The sequence below is a fragment of the Nonomuraea aurantiaca genome (assembly GCF_020215705.1).
Classification (GTDB): Bacteria; Actinomycetota; Actinomycetes; order Streptosporangiales; family Streptosporangiaceae; genus Nonomuraea; species Nonomuraea aurantiaca.
The window spans coordinates 460,827-477,525 of sequence record NZ_JAIWNB010000002.1; the positions used below are offsets into that span (position 1 = coordinate 460,827).

The following is a 16,699-nucleotide window of genomic DNA, read 5'->3' on the forward strand; positions in this document are numbered from 1 at the left end:
GTGTGCCCGACCGGCGCACGGTGCCCGCCCCACCGCCCACCAGCGGCGGACAGCGTCCGGCGGGCCATGCACCCAAGCCGGGACGGCACCAGCCGCACCGGACAGGGCATGTCAGGAATTCTCACCATCGGACCGGCTTCCACCACGCCAAAGCCACCCCCGTGCTCATGCCCATCGAGCACGCGAACGGCCCAGGCCAGGCCACGCCCGTCCGAGTTGCCTGATTCCTTCAGGGAACCACAGAGAATTCAAGACGCTGAGAGAGGACGACACGATGGCGCACGTTGTGATCATCGGAGGCGATTTCGCGGGTGTGTGGAGCGCGGCGGGAGCGGCGCTGGCACGCGGAGACGCGGACCTGCGCATCACGCTCATCGCGCCCGACGAGCACATGGTGCTGCGGCCACGCCTGTACGAGCCGGAGCCGGACCTGGCCAAGGTGGAGCTCGGCAGGATCCTCGAACCGATCGGCATCGAGCACCGACGGGCCTGGATGAGCACGATCGACACCGTCCGCCGCGTGGTCGTGGCCGACGGCGAGGAGATCGGCTATGACCGCCTGGTGTTAGCGGCGGGCAGCAAAGCTCGTCGCGCCCCAGGGTCTGCCCGGCGCTGAACGGCTCTTCGACATCGACACCCTGGAGGGCGCCCGGCGGCTCACCGACCATCTACGCGACCGAGACGACTACTCCGCCGTGGTCGTCGGCGCCGGGTTCGTCGGCTTGGAGGCCGCGACCGAACTGGCCGCCCGCGGCCGGGTGCTGCTTAAGACCGCGGCCCTGCTCCGGTGGGCCGGTCGGAGGTGGTCGGCGACCAGCTCGGCCCGGGCCCGCGCAAGGAGATCGAGGCGGCGGCCGACCTGCTCGACCTGCCGCTGTGCGACTTCACCCCCGGCCCGTACGTCACCTGCCTGGACCTGGGCAGTGCCGGCGGCGTCTTCACCCGAGGCTGGGACCGCAGGGTGATGGCCTCGGGCACCGACGGCAAGGAGATCAAGAAGCGGATCAACCAGGCCATCCACCCGCCGGTCGACGACGCCGCGAAGATCCTCGCCGCCGCCGACCGCGTCTACATCGAGCTTCCCTTCTTCCCCCGCGATGAGGAGACCTTCCCCCGCGATGAGGAGACGACCTTCCCCGCCGCATGAGTCCAGCACCCCTGAACGCGGCGGCCCATTGGGGCGCCGCGCTCCCAGCCGCCCGCTCGGAAACGCGGGGCTTCAGGGGGACCTCGATACCCCGTCATCGCCCCGCACAGCGGCGAAAAATGTAGTGATAGCGCACAAAGTCACAGATCTAGTTGTTAATCGGGGTTCTGCCGACGGGTGATCCGCCCGAGATGCGGGTACGGATAGCGGCGCATGAGTGCGAGGGCGGCCCCGTACCCCGGGCCGTACCAGACCGATGAATGCATGTGCGGCCCTGTCGGCGTGGCGGTGAAGCCCAGCGCCGAGACCAGGGCGAGCAGCGTGGTGGCGACGGCCGATCTTCGTGCGGCCGTCGCCCCCACTAACGACCGCCCAAGAGCAGACCGCCACCCCGCCACAAGCCACCCGCCACGACCGCCACCCGTCACGGGCACACCACTTCACATCACGATGCGAGCGTCTCCAGGACCTGTTCGCCATACTTGGCCAGTTTGTTCTCGCCCACCCCGTTGACCGTCCCCAGCTCCGACAGCGTCGACGGTGACAGCGTCGCGATCTCCCGCAGCGTCGCGTCATGGAAGATCACGTAAGCCGGCACCCCCTGCTCCTTGGCCGTCGCCGCCCGCCACGCGCGCAGCCGTTCGAACACCGGCGCGGCATCCGCCGGCAGCTCCACCACGGGACGGTCCTTGGCGCCGGTCTTGGCGGTCTTCGCCCGCGCGGCCCGCTCGGGGTCGCGGCGCAGCCGCACCTCCCGTTGCCCGCGCAGCACGTCGGCGCTCGCGTCGGTGAGCACCAGCGCGCCGTAGTCGGACTCGACCGCCAGCAGCCCCTGCGCCAGCAACTGGCGCACCACCCCGTGCCACTCGGTGTTGCCCAGATCGGCGCCCACCCCGAACACGCTCAGCGAGTCGTGGCCGTGCTGCAGCACCTTGGCCGTCTTCTTGCCGAGCAGGATGTCGGCGATCTGCCCGACGCCGAACTTCTGCCCCCGCTCGCGGCGCAGCCGCAGCACCGTGGAGAGCACCTTCTGGGCGGGGACCGTGCCGTCCCACGACTCGGGCGGCGCCTGGCAGGTGTCGCAGTTGCCGCACGGCTTGGAGTCCTTCTGCCCGAAGTAGTCGAGCAGCATCACCCGGCGGCACTCGACCGTCTCGCACAGCGCCAGCATCGCGTCGAGGTGGAGCACCTGGCGGCGCCGGTGGGCCTCGTCGCCCTCCATGGCCAGCCGCCGGTGCTGGACCACGTCCTGCAGGCCGTAGGCCATCCAGGCGGAGGCGGGCAGCCCGTCGCGTCCGGCCCGGCCGGTCTCCTGGTAGTAGCCCTCGACGGACTTGGGGAGGTCGAGGTGGGCGACGAAGCGTACGTCGGGCTTGTCGATGCCCATCCCGAACGCGATCGTGGCCACCACGACCAGCCCGTCCTCGCGCAGGAAGCGCGCCTGGTGCGCGGCGCGGGTGCGGTTGTCGAGGCCCGCGTGGTAGGGCACGGCGGCGATGCCGTTGTCGACCAGGAAGGCCGCGATCTTCTCGACCGAGGAGCGCGACAGGCAGTAGACGATGCCCGCGTCGCCGTCGTGCTCGGTGCGCAGGAAGTCGAGGAGCTGGCGCTTCGGCTCGCTCTTGGTGGCGATGCGGTAGTGGATGTTGGGCCGGTCGAAGCTGGCCACGAAATGCCGGGCCTGCTCCAGCCGGAGCCGCGAGGCGATCTCGGCGTGGGTGGCCGGGGTGGCGGTGGCGGTCAGCGCGATGCGCGGCACCTCCGGCCAGCGCTCGTGCAGCTCCGACAGCGCCAGGTAGTCGGGGCGGAAGTCGTGCCCCCACTGCGACACGCAGTGCGCCTCGTCGATGGCGAACAGCGAGATCTCGCCCTTGGCCAGCAGCCGCAGCGTCGTCTCGACCCGCAGCCGCTCCGGCGCCAGGTAGAGCAGGTCGAGCTCGCCCGCGAGGAAGGCCGCCTCGACCCGTTGTCGCTCGTCGAAGTCCTGGGTGGAGTTGAGGAACCCCGCGCGCACGCCGAGCGCCGTCAGCGCGTCGACCTGGTCCTGCATCAGCGCGATCAGCGGTGAGATGACCACCCCGACCCCAGCGCGGACCAGCGCGGGGATCTGGTAGCACAGCGACTTGCCGCCGCCGGTCGGCATGAGCACCAGCGCGTCGCCGCCGTCGACGACGTGATCGATGATCTCCTGCTGTCCGGCCCGGAACGAGTCGTAGCCGAACACGCGGTGGAGAGCCTCGGTTGGGGTATCCATGCGGCTACCTTACGTGTTCGCCGGAGGCCGTTCGCTCTGTTCGCCCACGGCGATCGTAGGCCACCAGGGAGAGGGCGCCGAGCCCGCAGGCCGCCGCCAGCGAAACCATCACCGCCGGGTATCCGGCCAGTTGCGCGACGCCTGCCGCGAGCAGCGGGGCGACGGCCTTGGCCACGGTGATCGGCAGGGCCAGGGCCCCGCTCAGCGTCGCGTAGGCGCTGGTGCCGTACCGCTCGGTGAGCAGCGCGGGACGGGCGATCGTCGCCACCCCGAACCCCAGCCCGAACAGCACCACGCCGCAGACCGCGCCCGCCACGCTCCGCCCGGCCACCGGCAGCAGCAGCGCGGCGGCACCCTGTAACCCGAACACGGTCGCGGTGATCAGCGCCACCGGCCAACGCGCCTGCAGGCCCGTGGTCACCAGCCGTCCGGTCACCGACAGCACCCCGAGCAGGCCCGCCACGGTCGCCGCGAAGAGGGGCGAGTGGCCGAGCGCGATCAGGTACGTCACCAGCAGCACGCCCATGACCGACACGGCGCCCGTCTGCGTCAGGAACGCCGCCGCCAGCAGCCAGAACGGCCGCTCCCGCAGCGCCGCCCCGACGACGCCCCGGTCCACGACCCCGGCAGAGGGACGGCTCCGTACCGCCAGGAAATGCAGGGGTACGGCCGTCAAGGCGTATCCGATGGCCAGGACGACCAGGGCCTGCCGCCAGCCGTACCGATCGACGAGGAAGCCGGTCAGGGGCAGGAAGATGCTGGAGGCGAAGCCGGCGACGACGGTCACGGCGAGCAGGGCCCGCGACCGTCGCGCCGCGTCGAACCAGGCGACGATCACCGCGAACGCGGCCTCGTACAGCACCATCGCCGAGGCGACGCCGAGCACCACGCAGATCAGATAGAGCTGGGGCAGGGTGTGCACCTGCGACCAGGCGAGCACGGCCGCCGCGCCGAGCGCCGAGCCCGCCGTCATCAGACCCCGCCCGCCGCGCCGGTCGAGCCAGCGGCCGATGGGCGGCGCCACGAGCGCCGACACGAGGACGGCCAGCGTTATCGCGCCGGTGAGTTCGGCGACCCCCGCGTGCATATCGCGAGCCATCGGGGTGATGAAGACCGAGAAAGCGTAGTAAAGGATGCCGTATCCGGCGGTCTGGGTGATCGCCAGCGCACCGACCAGGCGAGCAGATGAGGCGATCACGAATGGTTTCGTTCCCGTTCATCAAGCTATGGACACTGTGACATGAATCGCACCTATGTCGTCACCGGTGGCGGCCGGGGCATCGGCCGGGCCGTGGTCGAACGGCTGCTCAAGGACGAGGCCACCGTGGTCGCCGTCGAACGCGACGCCGCCGCGCTGGACTGGGCGGGCCCCCGGGTGATCCCGGTCGTCGGCGACGCGGCGGACGAGACGGTCACCGAGCAGGCCGCCGACCTCGCCCAGGCCGCGGGCAGGCTGTCCGGCTGGGTGAACAACGCCGCCGTCTTCAGGGACGCCTCCGTGCACACCGCCACGACCGCGGAGATCCGCGCCCTGATCGCCGTCAACCTGGACCTCGCCGTGGTCGGCTGCGTCACCGCCGTGCGGCGCTTCCTCCGGTCCGGTACGGCCGGCGCGATCGTCAACATCACCTCCCACCAGGCGCGCAGGGCGGTGCCCGGCAGCCTGCCGTACTCCACCGCGAAGGCCGCCATCGAGGGCCTGACCAGGGCGTTAGCCGTCGAGTACGGCAGGCGCGGCATCCGGGTCAACGCGGTGGCGCCCGGTTCGGTGGCGACGGAGAGGTACGCCGAGTTCCTGGCCGCTCAGCCGCCCGAGACAGCGGCGGTAATCGAGGCGGAGATGGCCAGGTTGCACCCCCTCGGCAGGGTCGCGGGCGCGGACGAGGTGGCCGACGCGGTGGCGTACCTCCTCTCGGACGGCGCCGCCTTCGTCACCGGCGCGACCCTCCCGGTGGACGGCGGCCGCGCGGCACTCGGACTCGATCCCGAATCCAGGGAATGAAAACCATTGTCGTACGGTTGCAGAGGGCATGAGAAAGAACCTGCACCCCTCGTACCAGCCCGTCGTCTTCCGCGACCCGAGCGTCGGGTTCGCCTTCCTCACCCGCTCGACCCTGACGAGTGACAGGACCGTCGAGTGGGCGGACGGCCACACCTACCCGGTTGTCGACGTCGACGTCTCCTCGGCGAGCCACCCCTTCTACACGGGGCGCGGACGGGTCCTCGACACCGCCGGTCGCGTCGAGCGCTTCAAGCAGCGTTACGGCAAGGTCTGATCGCTACTTCCGCCGGTGGAAGCCCGCATGTGCCGGTTACTAGTGGGTACATGGCTTTCACCGGCGTGGAGTGATGGTGGTCAGAATGAGTCTATCCGGAAGGGAACGCCGCATCCTCGGGGAAATCGAGCAGGCACTTGAGCTGGAGGACCCCGACATGGCGCGGCGGGTAGCCGCAATCAACAAGATCGAGACAGGGTCGGACGCGGGGGCGTACCGGGAGCGCATGCAGTCGTGGGCAGGGGCGCACATCTGGCTGATCGCGTTGCTCGGGGTGATCGCCGTGCTGCTGCTCGTGCTGGCCGTCATCACCGCCTGAGCGAACGCGCCGGTCAGCCCGGCCCCTCAAGCCAGGCATCACTCAGGCCCGGCCCCTCAAGCCAGGCCCCTCGAACGCTCAGGCCAGGCACCTCAGTGCCGAGGCGATCCGCGGGTCGAGATCGTGCCCGGCCGGCAGCCGCCCCACCGTGGCCTCGACGAACTCCGTCGGCGACAGCGTCGCGCTCAACCCGTCCGTGCGTACCACGACCTGATCCCCGGCCGTCTGCTCCACCCGGACCTCCGCCTCCTGCTCCGACAGGGCGAACCGGCCCACCGCCACCCGCCAGCGGGTCCGCTCCTCAGCCTCCTCCGCCGTCACCGGCGCGCCGACGTCGTCGGCGTGCGTGGCGTACTCGGAGTCGTAGTGGAACGCCTGCAATCCCACCGGGTACGGGCCGGCCATCGTGTCGAGCGAGGCGTCCCGGCCGAGCTCCCGCATGCGGCGCCGGGTGTCGGCGTTCTCGGTCCGCCATTCGGCCAGCACCTGTTCGACGGGTATGTCCCGGCGCTGTCGTACGCTCCACTCGTTGAAGTCGTGGAAGCCGTTGACGCCCTCCCTGGCCAGGCGGGCCAGCAGGTCCTGCACGTTGCCGTCGAGGCAGGCGTGGTTGTAGAGCTCCTCACCCGCCAGATGGCCCAGGACATCACGGACGGACCACCCCTCGCAGCGCGACGGCCGCGCCCAGCCGGCGTCGTCGAGACCGCCGAAGAAGCGGTCGAGCCTGGCCGCCTCCGCGTCGAAACTGTCGAACGGATCGAACTCTTTCAACAGATCATCAGCCATACCTCGAAGCTACCCGTCGGCTGTCGTCTCTCACGAAAGGCGCGGCGCAGAAGGGTCAAGCTCCGGACAAGACGGAAGCCCGGCCCCCACATGGGGACCGGGCTTCCGCTCAGATGTGCCTAACTAGCCGCGCTCAGCGGAACCAGCGCGGGACGACCCGCACGTAGTCGGTGCCGCTCGTGGCGCCCTCGAGCTCGTCGTCGCCCGCGTACACGGCCTTGAATACGCCGCTCTTGTAGGCGCGCGTCTGGGCCTCGATCTTGCCGTTCCAGCCGGTGCGGTCGGAGGCGACCCACTTCCAGCCGCTGGAGCCGTTGGCCTTGTAGAAGATGCTGACCCGCTCACCGCGGACGCCCTTCCAGCGGTCGTCGTCGTTGACCTGGAGACGACCGGAGAACCAGATGGTCCTGCCCTTACGGACCTTCGACGGGTCGGCGCTGAAGCGCGAGATGCGCGTCTCCGCCTTGCCCTTCTGGATCTCGACGGCGAAGAACGCGGTGTCGGTGTCGACGACCTTGCCGTCCTTGACGCCCTCGGCTACGGCCTTCCACTTGCCGTCCTGGTCGTTCTCGTTGAACGGGACGGAGAAGCGCCAGCTCTCGACCTTGTTGACGTCCTTGGCCCGCAGGGTGCGGAAGCGCGGGTCGACCGGCTCCACACTGAGGCGGACGCTGTCGACGTCCGAGCTGGCGTCGACCTTGAAGAAGGCCTCCGTCTCGCTGCCGGCCCTTACCACGACCGGGTTCGGTGAAATGTCCCTGATGTCGACGGTCGGAGCCTTCGTCGTAGCCGACGCGGCCCCGGCGCCCGAGATCAGGAGGGTCCCGCCCACAAGGGCAGAGACGAGTCCTATAGCGATGTTCTTCATGAGGGTGCTGATTCCTCTCGTTCCCCGTTTTGCTGAGGCCGGCTCGGGATAGCCAACCTCCTCTACTACTTTGAGGCACAAGATGGGGGAAAAGTTCGCTAAAGTTACAGAAAATCTTTGATCACGGTCTTGACCAGGACCGTTACCAAAAAATCCGATTTGTGATCCCCTGACCGGCTACAGTCGGCCGCATGACCGACGTCTACACGCTCGGCGAGGCGCTGGGGGTCGTGTCCAGTGGCCGGGTACGTCATGAGACCGAAGCCCGGTTGGACGTCACCGGCCCGGAGTTCAACCTCGCCATCGCCCTGTCCCGGCTCGGGCATAAGGCCGCCTACCTGGGCAAGGTCGGCAACGACGAGCTGGGCGCCAGGGTTCTCAGCGTCCTGAGAGGCGAGGGCGTCGACGCGGCGGATGTCAGGGTCATCGAGGGCGCGCACACCGGCCTGCTGCTCAGGGAGGCGCGCGTGGGCCGCGAGCAGCGCCTCACGCACTACCGCAGCGGATCGGCCGGTACGAGCCTGAAGCCCGGCAACGTACCCATCGACCGGATCGGCTCCGCGAAGATGCTGCACGTCACCGGCCTGACGGCGGGGCTCGGCAGGGACACCCTGGAGGCGGTCCGCACGGCCGTGAGCGCGGCCAAGACCGCCGAGGTGGCCATCTCCTTCGCCGTCGACTACGTACCGGAGCTCTGGCCGTCGGTACGCGAGGCGGAGGAGGTGCTGGGGGAGCTGGCCTGCGCCTCCCACCTGCTCTTCCTCGGCCAGGACGAGCTCGACCTCGTCAAGCCCGCGCTCACGCCGGAGCGCGAGGTCGTGGTGAACCGCGGCCTGAAGGGCGCGAGCGTACGGGCGGACCGCATGCGTTACGACGCGCCCGGCCTGCAGGTGCCGATCGTGGACACCGCGGGCGCGGGCGACGCCTTCGTGGCCGGCTACATCAGCGCGGCCCTGGACGGGCTGACCCCACCGGAGCGCCTGCACCGCGGGACGCTCCTGAGCGCCGCCGCGGTGACCAGCGCCAGCGACTGGCAGGGCCTCCCCACCCGGGCCGACATCTAGCACGGCACCCGTTCTCCCCCGAGGAGGTGTCCCTCCCTAGGGGCCTCTGCCACGACCTCCCCCCGAGGGGTGTCCCTCTCTAGGGCTTCTGCCACGACGGGCCGTCTTCTTCCTCCCCCGAAGGGGGTCTCTCCAACGGACCCCGCCACCACGCGACCGTCACACGGATCGAGACGGTCGCGTGGCGGATCCCCGGTTTGTCAGGGGTTGACCGTGATCGTGAAGGTAGACGTCGTGTTCTTGATGTTCTGCGCGTTGTTGCCGAACCTCAGATTGTTGAACGTCACCGCCCCCACAGCCGGCCCCTGATCCGGCTCAGGCAGCTCGTTGGCCCAGACCCCGAAGCCGGACTTGGCGTCGAAGGCGTCACCACTCCTCTGAGCCCCACTGATCGACACGTTCGTGAATATCGTGTCCTTGACCGGGTTCTGCGGCTGGTTGCCCACATAGTTCGTCTGGAACATGATCCCGTGGTAGGTCGGATCGACGATGTCCAGGTTGCTGACCCTGATCCCCTGGAACACCTTGGAAGCGGAGAACACCCACATCGCCGGGAACGTCTGCTGCCCCCAGAAATGCCCGCCGGCCCTGACCAGCGAGATGTTCTCGAAGCTCGTGGGCGGGCTGGCCCCGAAGCCGAGCATCTGGATGCCGAAGTCCAGCGAGCTGATCGTGACGCCCGAGTAGACCAGCGTGTCGGCGACGTAGATGTTCCGGAACGTGTTGGCGTACCCGCCATAGACCGCCACACCAGCGGCCCGCCAGGTGAGCAGCGAGGTCAGGTTCTCGAAGACGTTGTCCCGCTGCTCGCCGTTGTTGATGTCGATGGCCGAGAACAGCGCGAAGCTGTCGTCGCCCGTCGAGCGGGCCTCGATGTTCGTGACCAGGTTGCCGGTGCTGCCGTTGGTCATGTTGATGCCGTCCGCGAACGTGTCGCGGATGCGCGAGTTCTTGATCGTCATGTTGTCGGTGTTGGTCCCCCAGAGCAGGCACATCTGGTGCTCCACCCAGATGTTGTCGATCACCATGTTCGCCACCCCGGCCAGGTCGAAGACCTTGCCGGGGCCGTCGTTACGCGAGGTGTAGTTGCCGAAGGAGGCGAAGTTCGCGAACGTCGACCCGTTGGCCGTGGCGTCCGCGCGGAAGCCGGTGTCGGTGTTGTCCTGGCCCGACGGTGAGACGAACCTGGTGAACCACGGCCCGGCCCCGACGACCTTGACCGCCTTGCCGTACACCTGGAACTTACTGGCCGTCTGGTAGTCGCCCGCAGGCAGGTAGACGCCGACGAGCGTGCTGTCCTGGCGCGCCTTGTCGAGCGCGTTCTGCACGTCCTGGTGGGTGAAACCGGCCGGTACGGCATAGTGCGCCGGGTCCGGGTTCGGGATCTGCGTCACCTGCTCCAGGTCGACGAAGTCGATCGTGTACGTGGAGCCGTTGGCCGCGTCCTTCTGCAGCTTGATCTTGTGTCCCGCCTGGACCGTGGTGCCGAGCAGCAGGTTGGCCTCGTCGTAGATGTGCCTCGGCGCCCCGGAGCCGGGGGAGTTGCCGGGGCTCGCCTCGGGGCCGTAGAGCCAGGCGTAGCGGGAGGTCAGGTCGATCGTCTTGAGGAAGGTGCCGTCGAGGTAGACGTTCAGCGTCGAGCTGGTCCCGCCGCCGCCCGCCGCGTCCGGGATGGAGAACCTGGTGACCAGCGTGTTCGTGGCCGCTCTGGTGGTGAACTCGACGTAGGAGCCGTTCGTGCCCAGCGTCACCGCCCGCCGTCCGGACGCCTCGCCGGCCAGGTCGCCGACGGTCCTGTTCGGGCCGATGCGGGTGGCGCCGCCGCCGATGGCCGCGTCCTCCGCCTCATAGGTGTCGTACGGCATGTGCGCGCCGCGCCCGACGAACAGCTGTTGCGTGCTGGTGTTGTTGGCCCGCTTGACCGGCAGCTCGTTGGCGTCGTCGGCCAGCACCACCTTGACCGTGTACCTGCCGTTGGCGGCGGTCCAGGTGCCGAGCCCGGCCGGTCCGGCGGTGGCGCCCGGGGCGATCGCGCCGCTGGTGGCGCCGGTCAGCGTCTTGACGACCGTGCCGGACTCGTCGGCGACGGTCAGCGTGATGCTGTGGGAGCCGCCGCTGGAGGCGACGGTGCCCTGGTTCTTGATCCCCACCGAGAACGTCACGGTGTCGCCCTGGCCGGGATTGCCCGGCGTCCAGGTAACCGGCGCCGCGACCAGGTCGGCGGTGTCGACCGGCTTCACGGTCAGTGAGGCGGTGGCCGTGTTGTTGCCCTCGTTCAGCTCGATGACCTTGCCGTCCTCGTCGACCTTGGCGCTCACCTGGTAGGTGCCTGCGTCCCGGGTGCCGATGGCGCTCGACACGGTGGCCGAGGCCCCGGCGGCCAGGGCGCCCACGTTCGCGGTGCCCGCCTTGGCGGTGCCCAGGTAGAAGGTGACGGAGGTCGCGGCGGAGGGGGCGGTGCCGGCGTTCTTCACGGTGGCCGACAGCGTGACCGCGTCGGTCTCGACCGGAGCCGCTGGCGACGAGGTCAGCCCGCTGACCGTGAGGTCGGGGTTGGCCGACGGGGTGCCGAAGACCTGGAGCTCGGCGATCTGCCCGCCGGGCGCCCCCGAGTTCGCGGTGATCTTGAGCTGCACGTCCGCGACCTTCGCTGTCACCGGGATCGTCACGGAGTTCCCGGTGGCCGGGTCGAAGGTGTAGACGGCCTGCGCCACCAGGCTCGACAGGCCGGTGGCGCTCTGCTCACGGCCGAGCACCTGGATGGTCTGCGTCCGCCTGGCCCAGGCGGGGTCGGGGTTGAGCTTGAGCACGATGGAGGTGAGGTCGGCGTCCGCGCCGAGCTGCACGGTCAGCGTGCTGGGGTAGGCGGCGCTTTCCCAGTACGTCTGGACGTTGCCGTCGTTGGCGTTGGCCGCCACGTAGGTGTGGGTGTGCGATGACTCGGTGATCGGCTTGCCGGTGGCCAGGTTCGTCCCGTTACCGGGATCTTCGCCGCCTGCCTGGCCGTACACCTCGAACTCGGAGAGCTGACCGGCGGGCCAGGCGCTGTTGGCGGTGATCTGGAGGCGGACGTAGCGCGTGCCGGAGGCGCTGACGGGGATCGTCGCCGTGGGGTTGAAGGTGTAGGTGGCCGCGGCCTTGATGGTGCTGAAGCTCGTCCCGTTCGCGCTGCCCAGCACGGTGAGCGTCTGCGTACGGCTGGGCCAGCCGCTCGGGAGCTTGAGCGTCAGCTGGTTCACGGTGGCGGCCGAGCCGAGGTCCACCTGCACCCACTGCGGGAAGGCGTTGTTGGCCGACTCCCAGTAGGTCGCCTGGTTGCCGTCGGTGACGTTGGGGGCGGGATAGACGTCGGTGAAGCTGCTCGCGGCGGCGGTCTTGCCGGCGGAGAGGTTGGTGTCGGCCGCCCACGCGGGGGCGGCCAGGACTCCGATGACTAACGCAAGGGCGGCTAGGACAGCTCTCATGGGGGATGGCCCTTCGAGGAAGACGATGGCCGAACCATAAGATGTCCAGCAGATGGCAGCAATATTTCGACGAGATTTCGCAAAGAATTGACTGACTAGTGAGACCTCCTGCCGACCGGGACGGCTGGTCAGAGCGTTAGGCGCGGCCAAATATCGGGGGCGACCGGCCGCAAGCAGCAGACGTCGGATCCACGTAAGCGGTTGCAAGCCCTTGCGTGATCGGCCTTATAGTTTGCGCATGACACGACGACTCGCAGAGGTGGCCAAGAAGGTCGGGGTGAGCGAGGCGACCGTGAGCCGCGTGCTCAACGGCAAGCCCGGGGTGTCCGAGGCGACCCGCGAGGCCGTGCTGACCGCGCTCGACGTCCTCGGCTACGAGCGCCCCACCCAGCTGCGCGGCGACCGGGCCCGGCTGGTCGGCCTGGTGCTGCCCGAGCTGCAGAACCCCATCTTCCCCGCGTTCGCCGAGGTGGTCGGCGGCGCGCTGGCCCAGCAGGGCTTCACCTCGGTGCTCTGCACCAGGACGGTCGGCGGCGTCTCCGAGGCCGACTACGTCGATCTGCTGCTCCAGCAGCAGGTCAGCGGCGTGGTCTTCGCCGGGGGTCACTACGCGCAGGCCGACGCCTCGCACGCCCATTACGCGCTGCTGCACGAGCGCAAGCTGCCCACGGTCCTGGTCAACGCGGCCGTCGCCCATCTCGACTTCCCGCAGGTGTCCTGCGACGACATCGTGGCCGCCGAGATGGCCCTGGCCCACCTGCGGGCGCTCGGTCACGAGCGCGTCGGCATGGTGCTCGGGCCGAAGGACCACATGCCGTCGCGGCGCAAGCTGGAGACCTTCCTCGCGGGGGGCGGCGATCCCGAGCTGGTCGAGCACACGATGTTCTCGCTGGAGGGCGGGCACGCGGCGGCCGCGCGGCTGGTCAGGCGCGGCGTGAGCGGCGTCATCTGCGCCAGCGACCTGCTCGCGCTCGGCACGGTCCGGGCCGCCCGGCGCGCGGGGCTGACCGTGCCGGCCGACGTGTCGGTCATCGGCTTCGACGACTCGGCGCTGATGAACTGCACCGACCCGCCCCTGACCACGGTCCGCCAGCCGATCGACGCGATGGGCCGGGCCGCCGTGGACCTGCTGGTGGCCCAGATCGACAAGGCCGTGGTCCCCGCCGACGAGCTGCTGTTCGAGCCGGAGCTGGTCGTACGGGCGTCCACGGCACGCAAGGCATAGGCGCTGAACCCCGCAGCCTGCGGCAGGTCGCTGAACGCGACCTGCCGTAATCCAGTCGTTATCTTGCAATACACAGTCGCAATATTGCGGAGATCGGTCGGCGAACCTATGGTGTGGGCACCTCGCATTAGAAGGGTCAGCCCATGCAGAGATCCACAGGACTGTTAGTCGTCACCGTTCTCGGCCTGTCCGCCACGGCCTGTGGTTCGGGCGAGCCCGCCAAGTCGTCAGCGGGCGGAGCCGCCCCGGTGTCGATCACGGTGGCCTGCCAGCCGGCGAAGTCCGCGCCCAAGGAGCGGCAGGCTTGGGACGACGACGTGGCCACGTTCATGAAGGCGCACCCCGGCGTGACGGTGAAGAGCACCGACCAGCAGCCGTGTTACGACCCCAAGACGTTCGGGCCCAAGCTGGCGGGCGGCCAGATGGAGACCGTCTTCGTGGTGCCCGTGACGAACTACAACGACGTGATCGGCCAGGGCCAGGCGCTCGACATCACCCCGTACACCAGTGAGATCAAGAACTGGAACGACCTGCGCCCCGACGTCAGGCAGCTGGTCACCAAGGACGGCAAGGTGTACGGCGTGCCGAACGTGCACTACGGCGTGGGCCTGGTCTACAACCGCGCGCTGTTCACCAAGGCCGGGCTCGACCCGAACACGCCGCCCAAGACGTGGGCCGAGGTCCGCGAGGCGGCCAAGAAGATCGCCGGGCTCGGCGCCGGATACGTCGGCTACGGCGAGTACTCCGGCGGCAACACCGGCGGCTGGCACTTCACCCAGGCCATCTACGGCCGCGGCGGCAGCATGGTGACCGACGACGGCAAGAAGGCCGCGTTCAACTCGCCCGAGGGCAAGGCCGTGCTGCAGAACCTGCACGACATGCGCTGGGTCGACAACAGCATGGGCAACAAGCTCCTGGTCGGCTGGGAGTCGCTGATGATGGCGATGGGCAGCGGCAAGGTCGGCATGATGCTCGGCGCGCCCGACGTGGTCACCGACGTCGTCAACAAGTTCAAGGGCAGCGTCGCCGACTACGGCATCACCGGCTTCCCCGAGGCCAAGGCGTCGCTGAGCGGCGGCGAGGCGTACATGATCAACCCGAAGGCCACCCCCGCCGAGGCCAAGGCGGGACTGGAGTGGGTCGACTTCCGCTTCAACACCGCGGGCAAGGGCCGGTTCGACTTCGCCCGCGGCAAAGCGCTCGGCAACCCGGTAGGCGTGCCCGACAACGACGTCTACGGCGACTCGGCCACCGGCAAGGCGATCAAGCAGGACCGCACGGCGAACGCCACGCTGCCGGTCGCGAACTACCAGCCGTACGTGGACGCCGCGGCCACCATCCCGCCGAAGGCCGAGCCGGTGCACGCCCAGGAGCTGTACGCCATCCTCGACGTGGCCATGTCGGGCGTGCTCAGCCGCCAGGACGCCAACATCGACAGCCTGCTCTCCGACGCCGAGACCAAGGCCAACTCGATGCTGGCGACCAAGGGCTGACCTGGATGCGTGTCCTCAGGCGCAATCTGACGGCCTACGGGTTCCTGTGCGCGGCGCTGGCGTGCTTCGCGGTGTTCGCGTGGTATCCGATGATCAGGGAGTTCGCCCTCAGCTTCCAGAAGACCACCCTGGTCAACCCGCCCACCTGGGTGGGACTGGACAACTTCCTGACCGTCGTCCAGAACCCGGCGTTCGGCAAGGCGTGGCTGAACACCGTGGAGTTCACGGCACTCGCCCTGCTCTGCGGCTATGCCGTGCCGTTCGTCATGGCACTGGTGCTCAACGAGTTGCGCCACGCCCGGGCCTACCTGCGGTTCGTGGTCTACCTGCCGGTCATGCTGCCGCCGATCGTGGCGGTGCTGCTGTTCAGGTGGTTCTTCGATCCCGGGCCCGGGCTGTTCAACCAGCTGCTCGGCTTCTTCCACCTGCCGGCGCTGGCCTGGCTCGACTCCTCGTCGACGGCGCTGATCTCCCTGGTCATCGTCGCGACATGGATGAACATGGGCAGCGCGACGTTGATCTACCTGGCCGCGCTGCAGAACATCCCCCCCGAGCTGTACGAGGCGGCCGAGCTCGACGGGGCCGGCATCTTCAAGCGGATCAGGCACGTCACCATCCCGCAGACCCGGCTGATCCTGCTGCTCATGCTGATGCTGCAGGTCGTGGCCACGATGCAGGTGTTCATCGAGCCGTACATGCTCACCGGCGGCGGCCCGGAGGACGCCACGATGACCGTCGCCTTCCAGATGTACCAGTTCGCGTTCACGCTCCAGGACTACGGCGCGGGCGGCGCGCTCGGCATGATGCTGATGATCGTGCTCCTCGTCTTCGCCGCCTTCCAGCTGCGCCTGACCAGGGAGGACAAGGCATGATCTCCGTCGGCGCCCGGGCATCGACTACCGGGACGCGGCGGGAGAAGAGAGCGCCGAAGCGCATCGAGGTCCGGTTTCGTACCATCGTCTCGCCGCACCAGCTCAACAGCAGGTGGGGCAGGCGCATCTACTGGACCGTCCTGATCGCGGTCGTCACCGGCTCCACCCTGGTCTTCGTCTTCCCGCTCTACTGGATGATCACCGGCGCCATGAAGACGGGCGAGGAGATCGCCCAGATGCCGCCGACCCTGTTCCCCGCCCACCCGACGTTCGACGCCTTCATCGAGGCGTGGGACCTGTTCGACATCGGCGTACTGCTGAAGAACACCGCGTTCTACGCGCTGGGCGCCTGGCTGTTCTCCATGGCCGTGGACGTCGCGGCGGCGTACGCGCTGTCGAAGCTCCGGCCGATGTTCGGCAACGTGGTGCTGGGCGCGATGCTGGCCACGCTGATGATCCCGCCGATGGTGGTGATCATCCCGCTGTACGTCACGATCGTCGACCTGCACCTGCTGAACAACGCCTGGGGCCTGTGGTTCCCCGCGGCGGCGAACGGCTTCAACATCTTCCTGCTCAAGCGCTTCTTCGACTCCATCCCGAGGGAACTGGTCGAGGCGGCCCAGATCGACGGCGCCGGACCGCTGCGGGTCCTGTGGTCGGTGATCCTGCCGATCTCCAGGCCGATCCTCGGCGTGGTCTCCATCTTCACCATCGTCACCGCCTTCAAGGACTTCCTGCTCCCGCTGCTGGTCATGACCGACAGCGAGAACATGACGGTCAGCGTGGGCCTGTCGCAGACCGCGGGCGCGGTGAGCCAGAACCAGATCATGGGCGGCCTGGTCATCTCCAGCATCCCGATGATCATCGTTTTCTTCATCTTCCAACGGCACATCATGGCGGGCCTCACCGCCGGGAGCATAAAGGGATAGCG

The 16,699-nt window shown here is 68.9% G+C and carries 16 protein-coding genes and 1 pseudogene; 11 read left to right on the forward strand and 6 right to left on the reverse strand.

The annotated features are described in order from the left end of the window. Positions 1–274: 274 nt before the first annotated feature. The 3 genes and pseudogenes from LDL49_RS07665 (at position 275) to LDL49_RS07670 (ending at position 1,147) form a co-directional block, all read left to right on the forward strand. On the forward strand, positions 275–616 hold the full coding sequence (locus tag LDL49_RS07665) for an FAD-dependent oxidoreductase (RefSeq protein ID WP_225290228.1): 342 nt from the start codon (positions 275–277) through the stop codon (positions 614–616). Positions 617–638: 22 nt separating this feature from the next. Continuing rightward, a pseudogene (locus LDL49_RS59090) lies at positions 639–698 on the forward strand (hypothetical protein); the annotation flags it as partial. Positions 699–787: 89 nt separating this feature from the next. After that, positions 788–1,147 carry a hypothetical protein gene (locus tag LDL49_RS07670; protein WP_225290229.1) on the forward strand — a complete coding sequence of 120 codons (360 nt, stop codon included), beginning with the start codon at positions 788–790 and terminating at the stop codon, positions 1,145–1,147. A 155-nt stretch (positions 1,148–1,302) separates the two neighbouring features. Here LDL49_RS07670 and LDL49_RS07675 read toward each other — a convergent pair whose 3' ends face one another. From LDL49_RS07675 to LDL49_RS07685, 3 genes are all read right to left on the reverse strand, one after another. Continuing rightward, positions 1,303–1,509: a hypothetical protein gene (locus LDL49_RS07675; protein WP_225290230.1), complete on the reverse strand. Its 207-nt coding sequence runs from the start codon at positions 1,507–1,509 to the stop codon at positions 1,303–1,305. 83 nt (positions 1,510–1,592) lie between these two features. After that, the gene (gene recQ, locus LDL49_RS07680; RefSeq protein WP_225290231.1) at positions 1,593–3,401 is read right to left on the reverse strand and encodes a DNA helicase RecQ; all 1,809 of its coding nucleotides are present in this window, start codon (positions 3,399–3,401) and stop codon (positions 1,593–1,595) included. A 4-nt stretch (positions 3,402–3,405) separates the two neighbouring features. Continuing rightward, entirely contained in the window at positions 3,406–4,599 is a 1,194-nt protein-coding gene (locus tag LDL49_RS07685; protein ID WP_225290232.1) for an MFS transporter, read from the reverse strand. A gap of 42 nt (positions 4,600–4,641) precedes the next feature. On the opposite strand from LDL49_RS07685, the gene LDL49_RS07690 reads away from it, so the two are divergent. The 3 genes from LDL49_RS07690 (at position 4,642) to LDL49_RS07700 (ending at position 5,996) form a co-directional block, all read left to right on the forward strand. Beyond that, positions 4,642–5,403, forward strand: coding sequence for an SDR family NAD(P)-dependent oxidoreductase (locus tag LDL49_RS07690; protein WP_225290233.1), 762 nt, complete (start codon positions 4,642–4,644; stop codon positions 5,401–5,403). A gap of 28 nt (positions 5,404–5,431) precedes the next feature. Next, positions 5,432–5,677: a type B 50S ribosomal protein L31 gene (locus LDL49_RS07695; RefSeq protein ID WP_225290234.1), complete on the forward strand. Its 246-nt coding sequence runs from the start codon at positions 5,432–5,434 to the stop codon at positions 5,675–5,677. A gap of 85 nt (positions 5,678–5,762) precedes the next feature. Continuing rightward, on the forward strand, positions 5,763–5,996 hold the full coding sequence (locus LDL49_RS07700; protein ID WP_225290235.1) for a DUF3040 domain-containing protein: 234 nt from the start codon (positions 5,763–5,765) through the stop codon (positions 5,994–5,996). Positions 5,997–6,074: 78 nt separating this feature from the next. Here LDL49_RS07700 and LDL49_RS07705 read toward each other — a convergent pair whose 3' ends face one another. Together LDL49_RS07705 and LDL49_RS07710 are read right to left on the reverse strand one after the other, a co-directional pair. Further along, positions 6,075–6,782 carry a maleylpyruvate isomerase family mycothiol-dependent enzyme gene (locus tag LDL49_RS07705; protein ID WP_225290236.1) on the reverse strand — a complete coding sequence of 236 codons (708 nt, stop codon included), beginning with the start codon at positions 6,780–6,782 and terminating at the stop codon, positions 6,075–6,077. A gap of 133 nt (positions 6,783–6,915) precedes the next feature. Then, positions 6,916–7,650, reverse strand: coding sequence for a hypothetical protein (locus tag LDL49_RS07710; protein WP_225290237.1), 735 nt, complete (start codon positions 7,648–7,650; stop codon positions 6,916–6,918). Positions 7,651–7,841: 191 nt separating this feature from the next. Here LDL49_RS07710 and LDL49_RS07715 point away from each other — a divergent pair, with 191 nt between their 5' ends. Then, positions 7,842–8,714 carry a sugar kinase gene (locus LDL49_RS07715; RefSeq protein WP_225290238.1) on the forward strand — a complete coding sequence of 291 codons (873 nt, stop codon included), beginning with the start codon at positions 7,842–7,844 and terminating at the stop codon, positions 8,712–8,714. 200 nt (positions 8,715–8,914) lie between these two features. Here LDL49_RS07715 and LDL49_RS07720 read toward each other — a convergent pair whose 3' ends face one another. After that, a complete protein-coding gene (locus tag LDL49_RS07720; protein ID WP_225290239.1) occupies positions 8,915–12,178 on the reverse strand; it encodes a galactose-binding domain-containing protein in 3,264 nt (1,087 codons plus the stop codon). A 238-nt stretch (positions 12,179–12,416) separates the two neighbouring features. On the opposite strand from LDL49_RS07720, the gene LDL49_RS07725 reads away from it, so the two are divergent. The 4 genes from LDL49_RS07725 to LDL49_RS07740 all read left to right on the forward strand — a co-directional run bounded on the left by LDL49_RS07725 (position 12,417) and on the right by LDL49_RS07740 (position 16,697). After that, positions 12,417–13,403: a LacI family DNA-binding transcriptional regulator gene (locus LDL49_RS07725; RefSeq protein WP_225290240.1), complete on the forward strand. Its 987-nt coding sequence runs from the start codon at positions 12,417–12,419 to the stop codon at positions 13,401–13,403. 143 nt (positions 13,404–13,546) lie between these two features. Further along, on the forward strand, positions 13,547–14,896 hold the full coding sequence (locus tag LDL49_RS07730; RefSeq protein WP_225290241.1) for an ABC transporter substrate-binding protein: 1,350 nt from the start codon (positions 13,547–13,549) through the stop codon (positions 14,894–14,896). A gap of 5 nt (positions 14,897–14,901) precedes the next feature. After that, on the forward strand, positions 14,902–15,768 hold the full coding sequence (locus LDL49_RS07735; protein ID WP_225290242.1) for a carbohydrate ABC transporter permease: 867 nt from the start codon (positions 14,902–14,904) through the stop codon (positions 15,766–15,768). Then, positions 15,765–16,697 (forward strand): carbohydrate ABC transporter permease, encoded by a 933-nt coding sequence (locus LDL49_RS07740; RefSeq protein WP_225290243.1) that lies wholly within the window; start codon positions 15,765–15,767, stop codon positions 16,695–16,697. The genes LDL49_RS07735 and LDL49_RS07740 overlap by 4 nt, the downstream gene beginning before the upstream one ends. Positions 16,698–16,699: the final 2 nt, after the last annotated feature.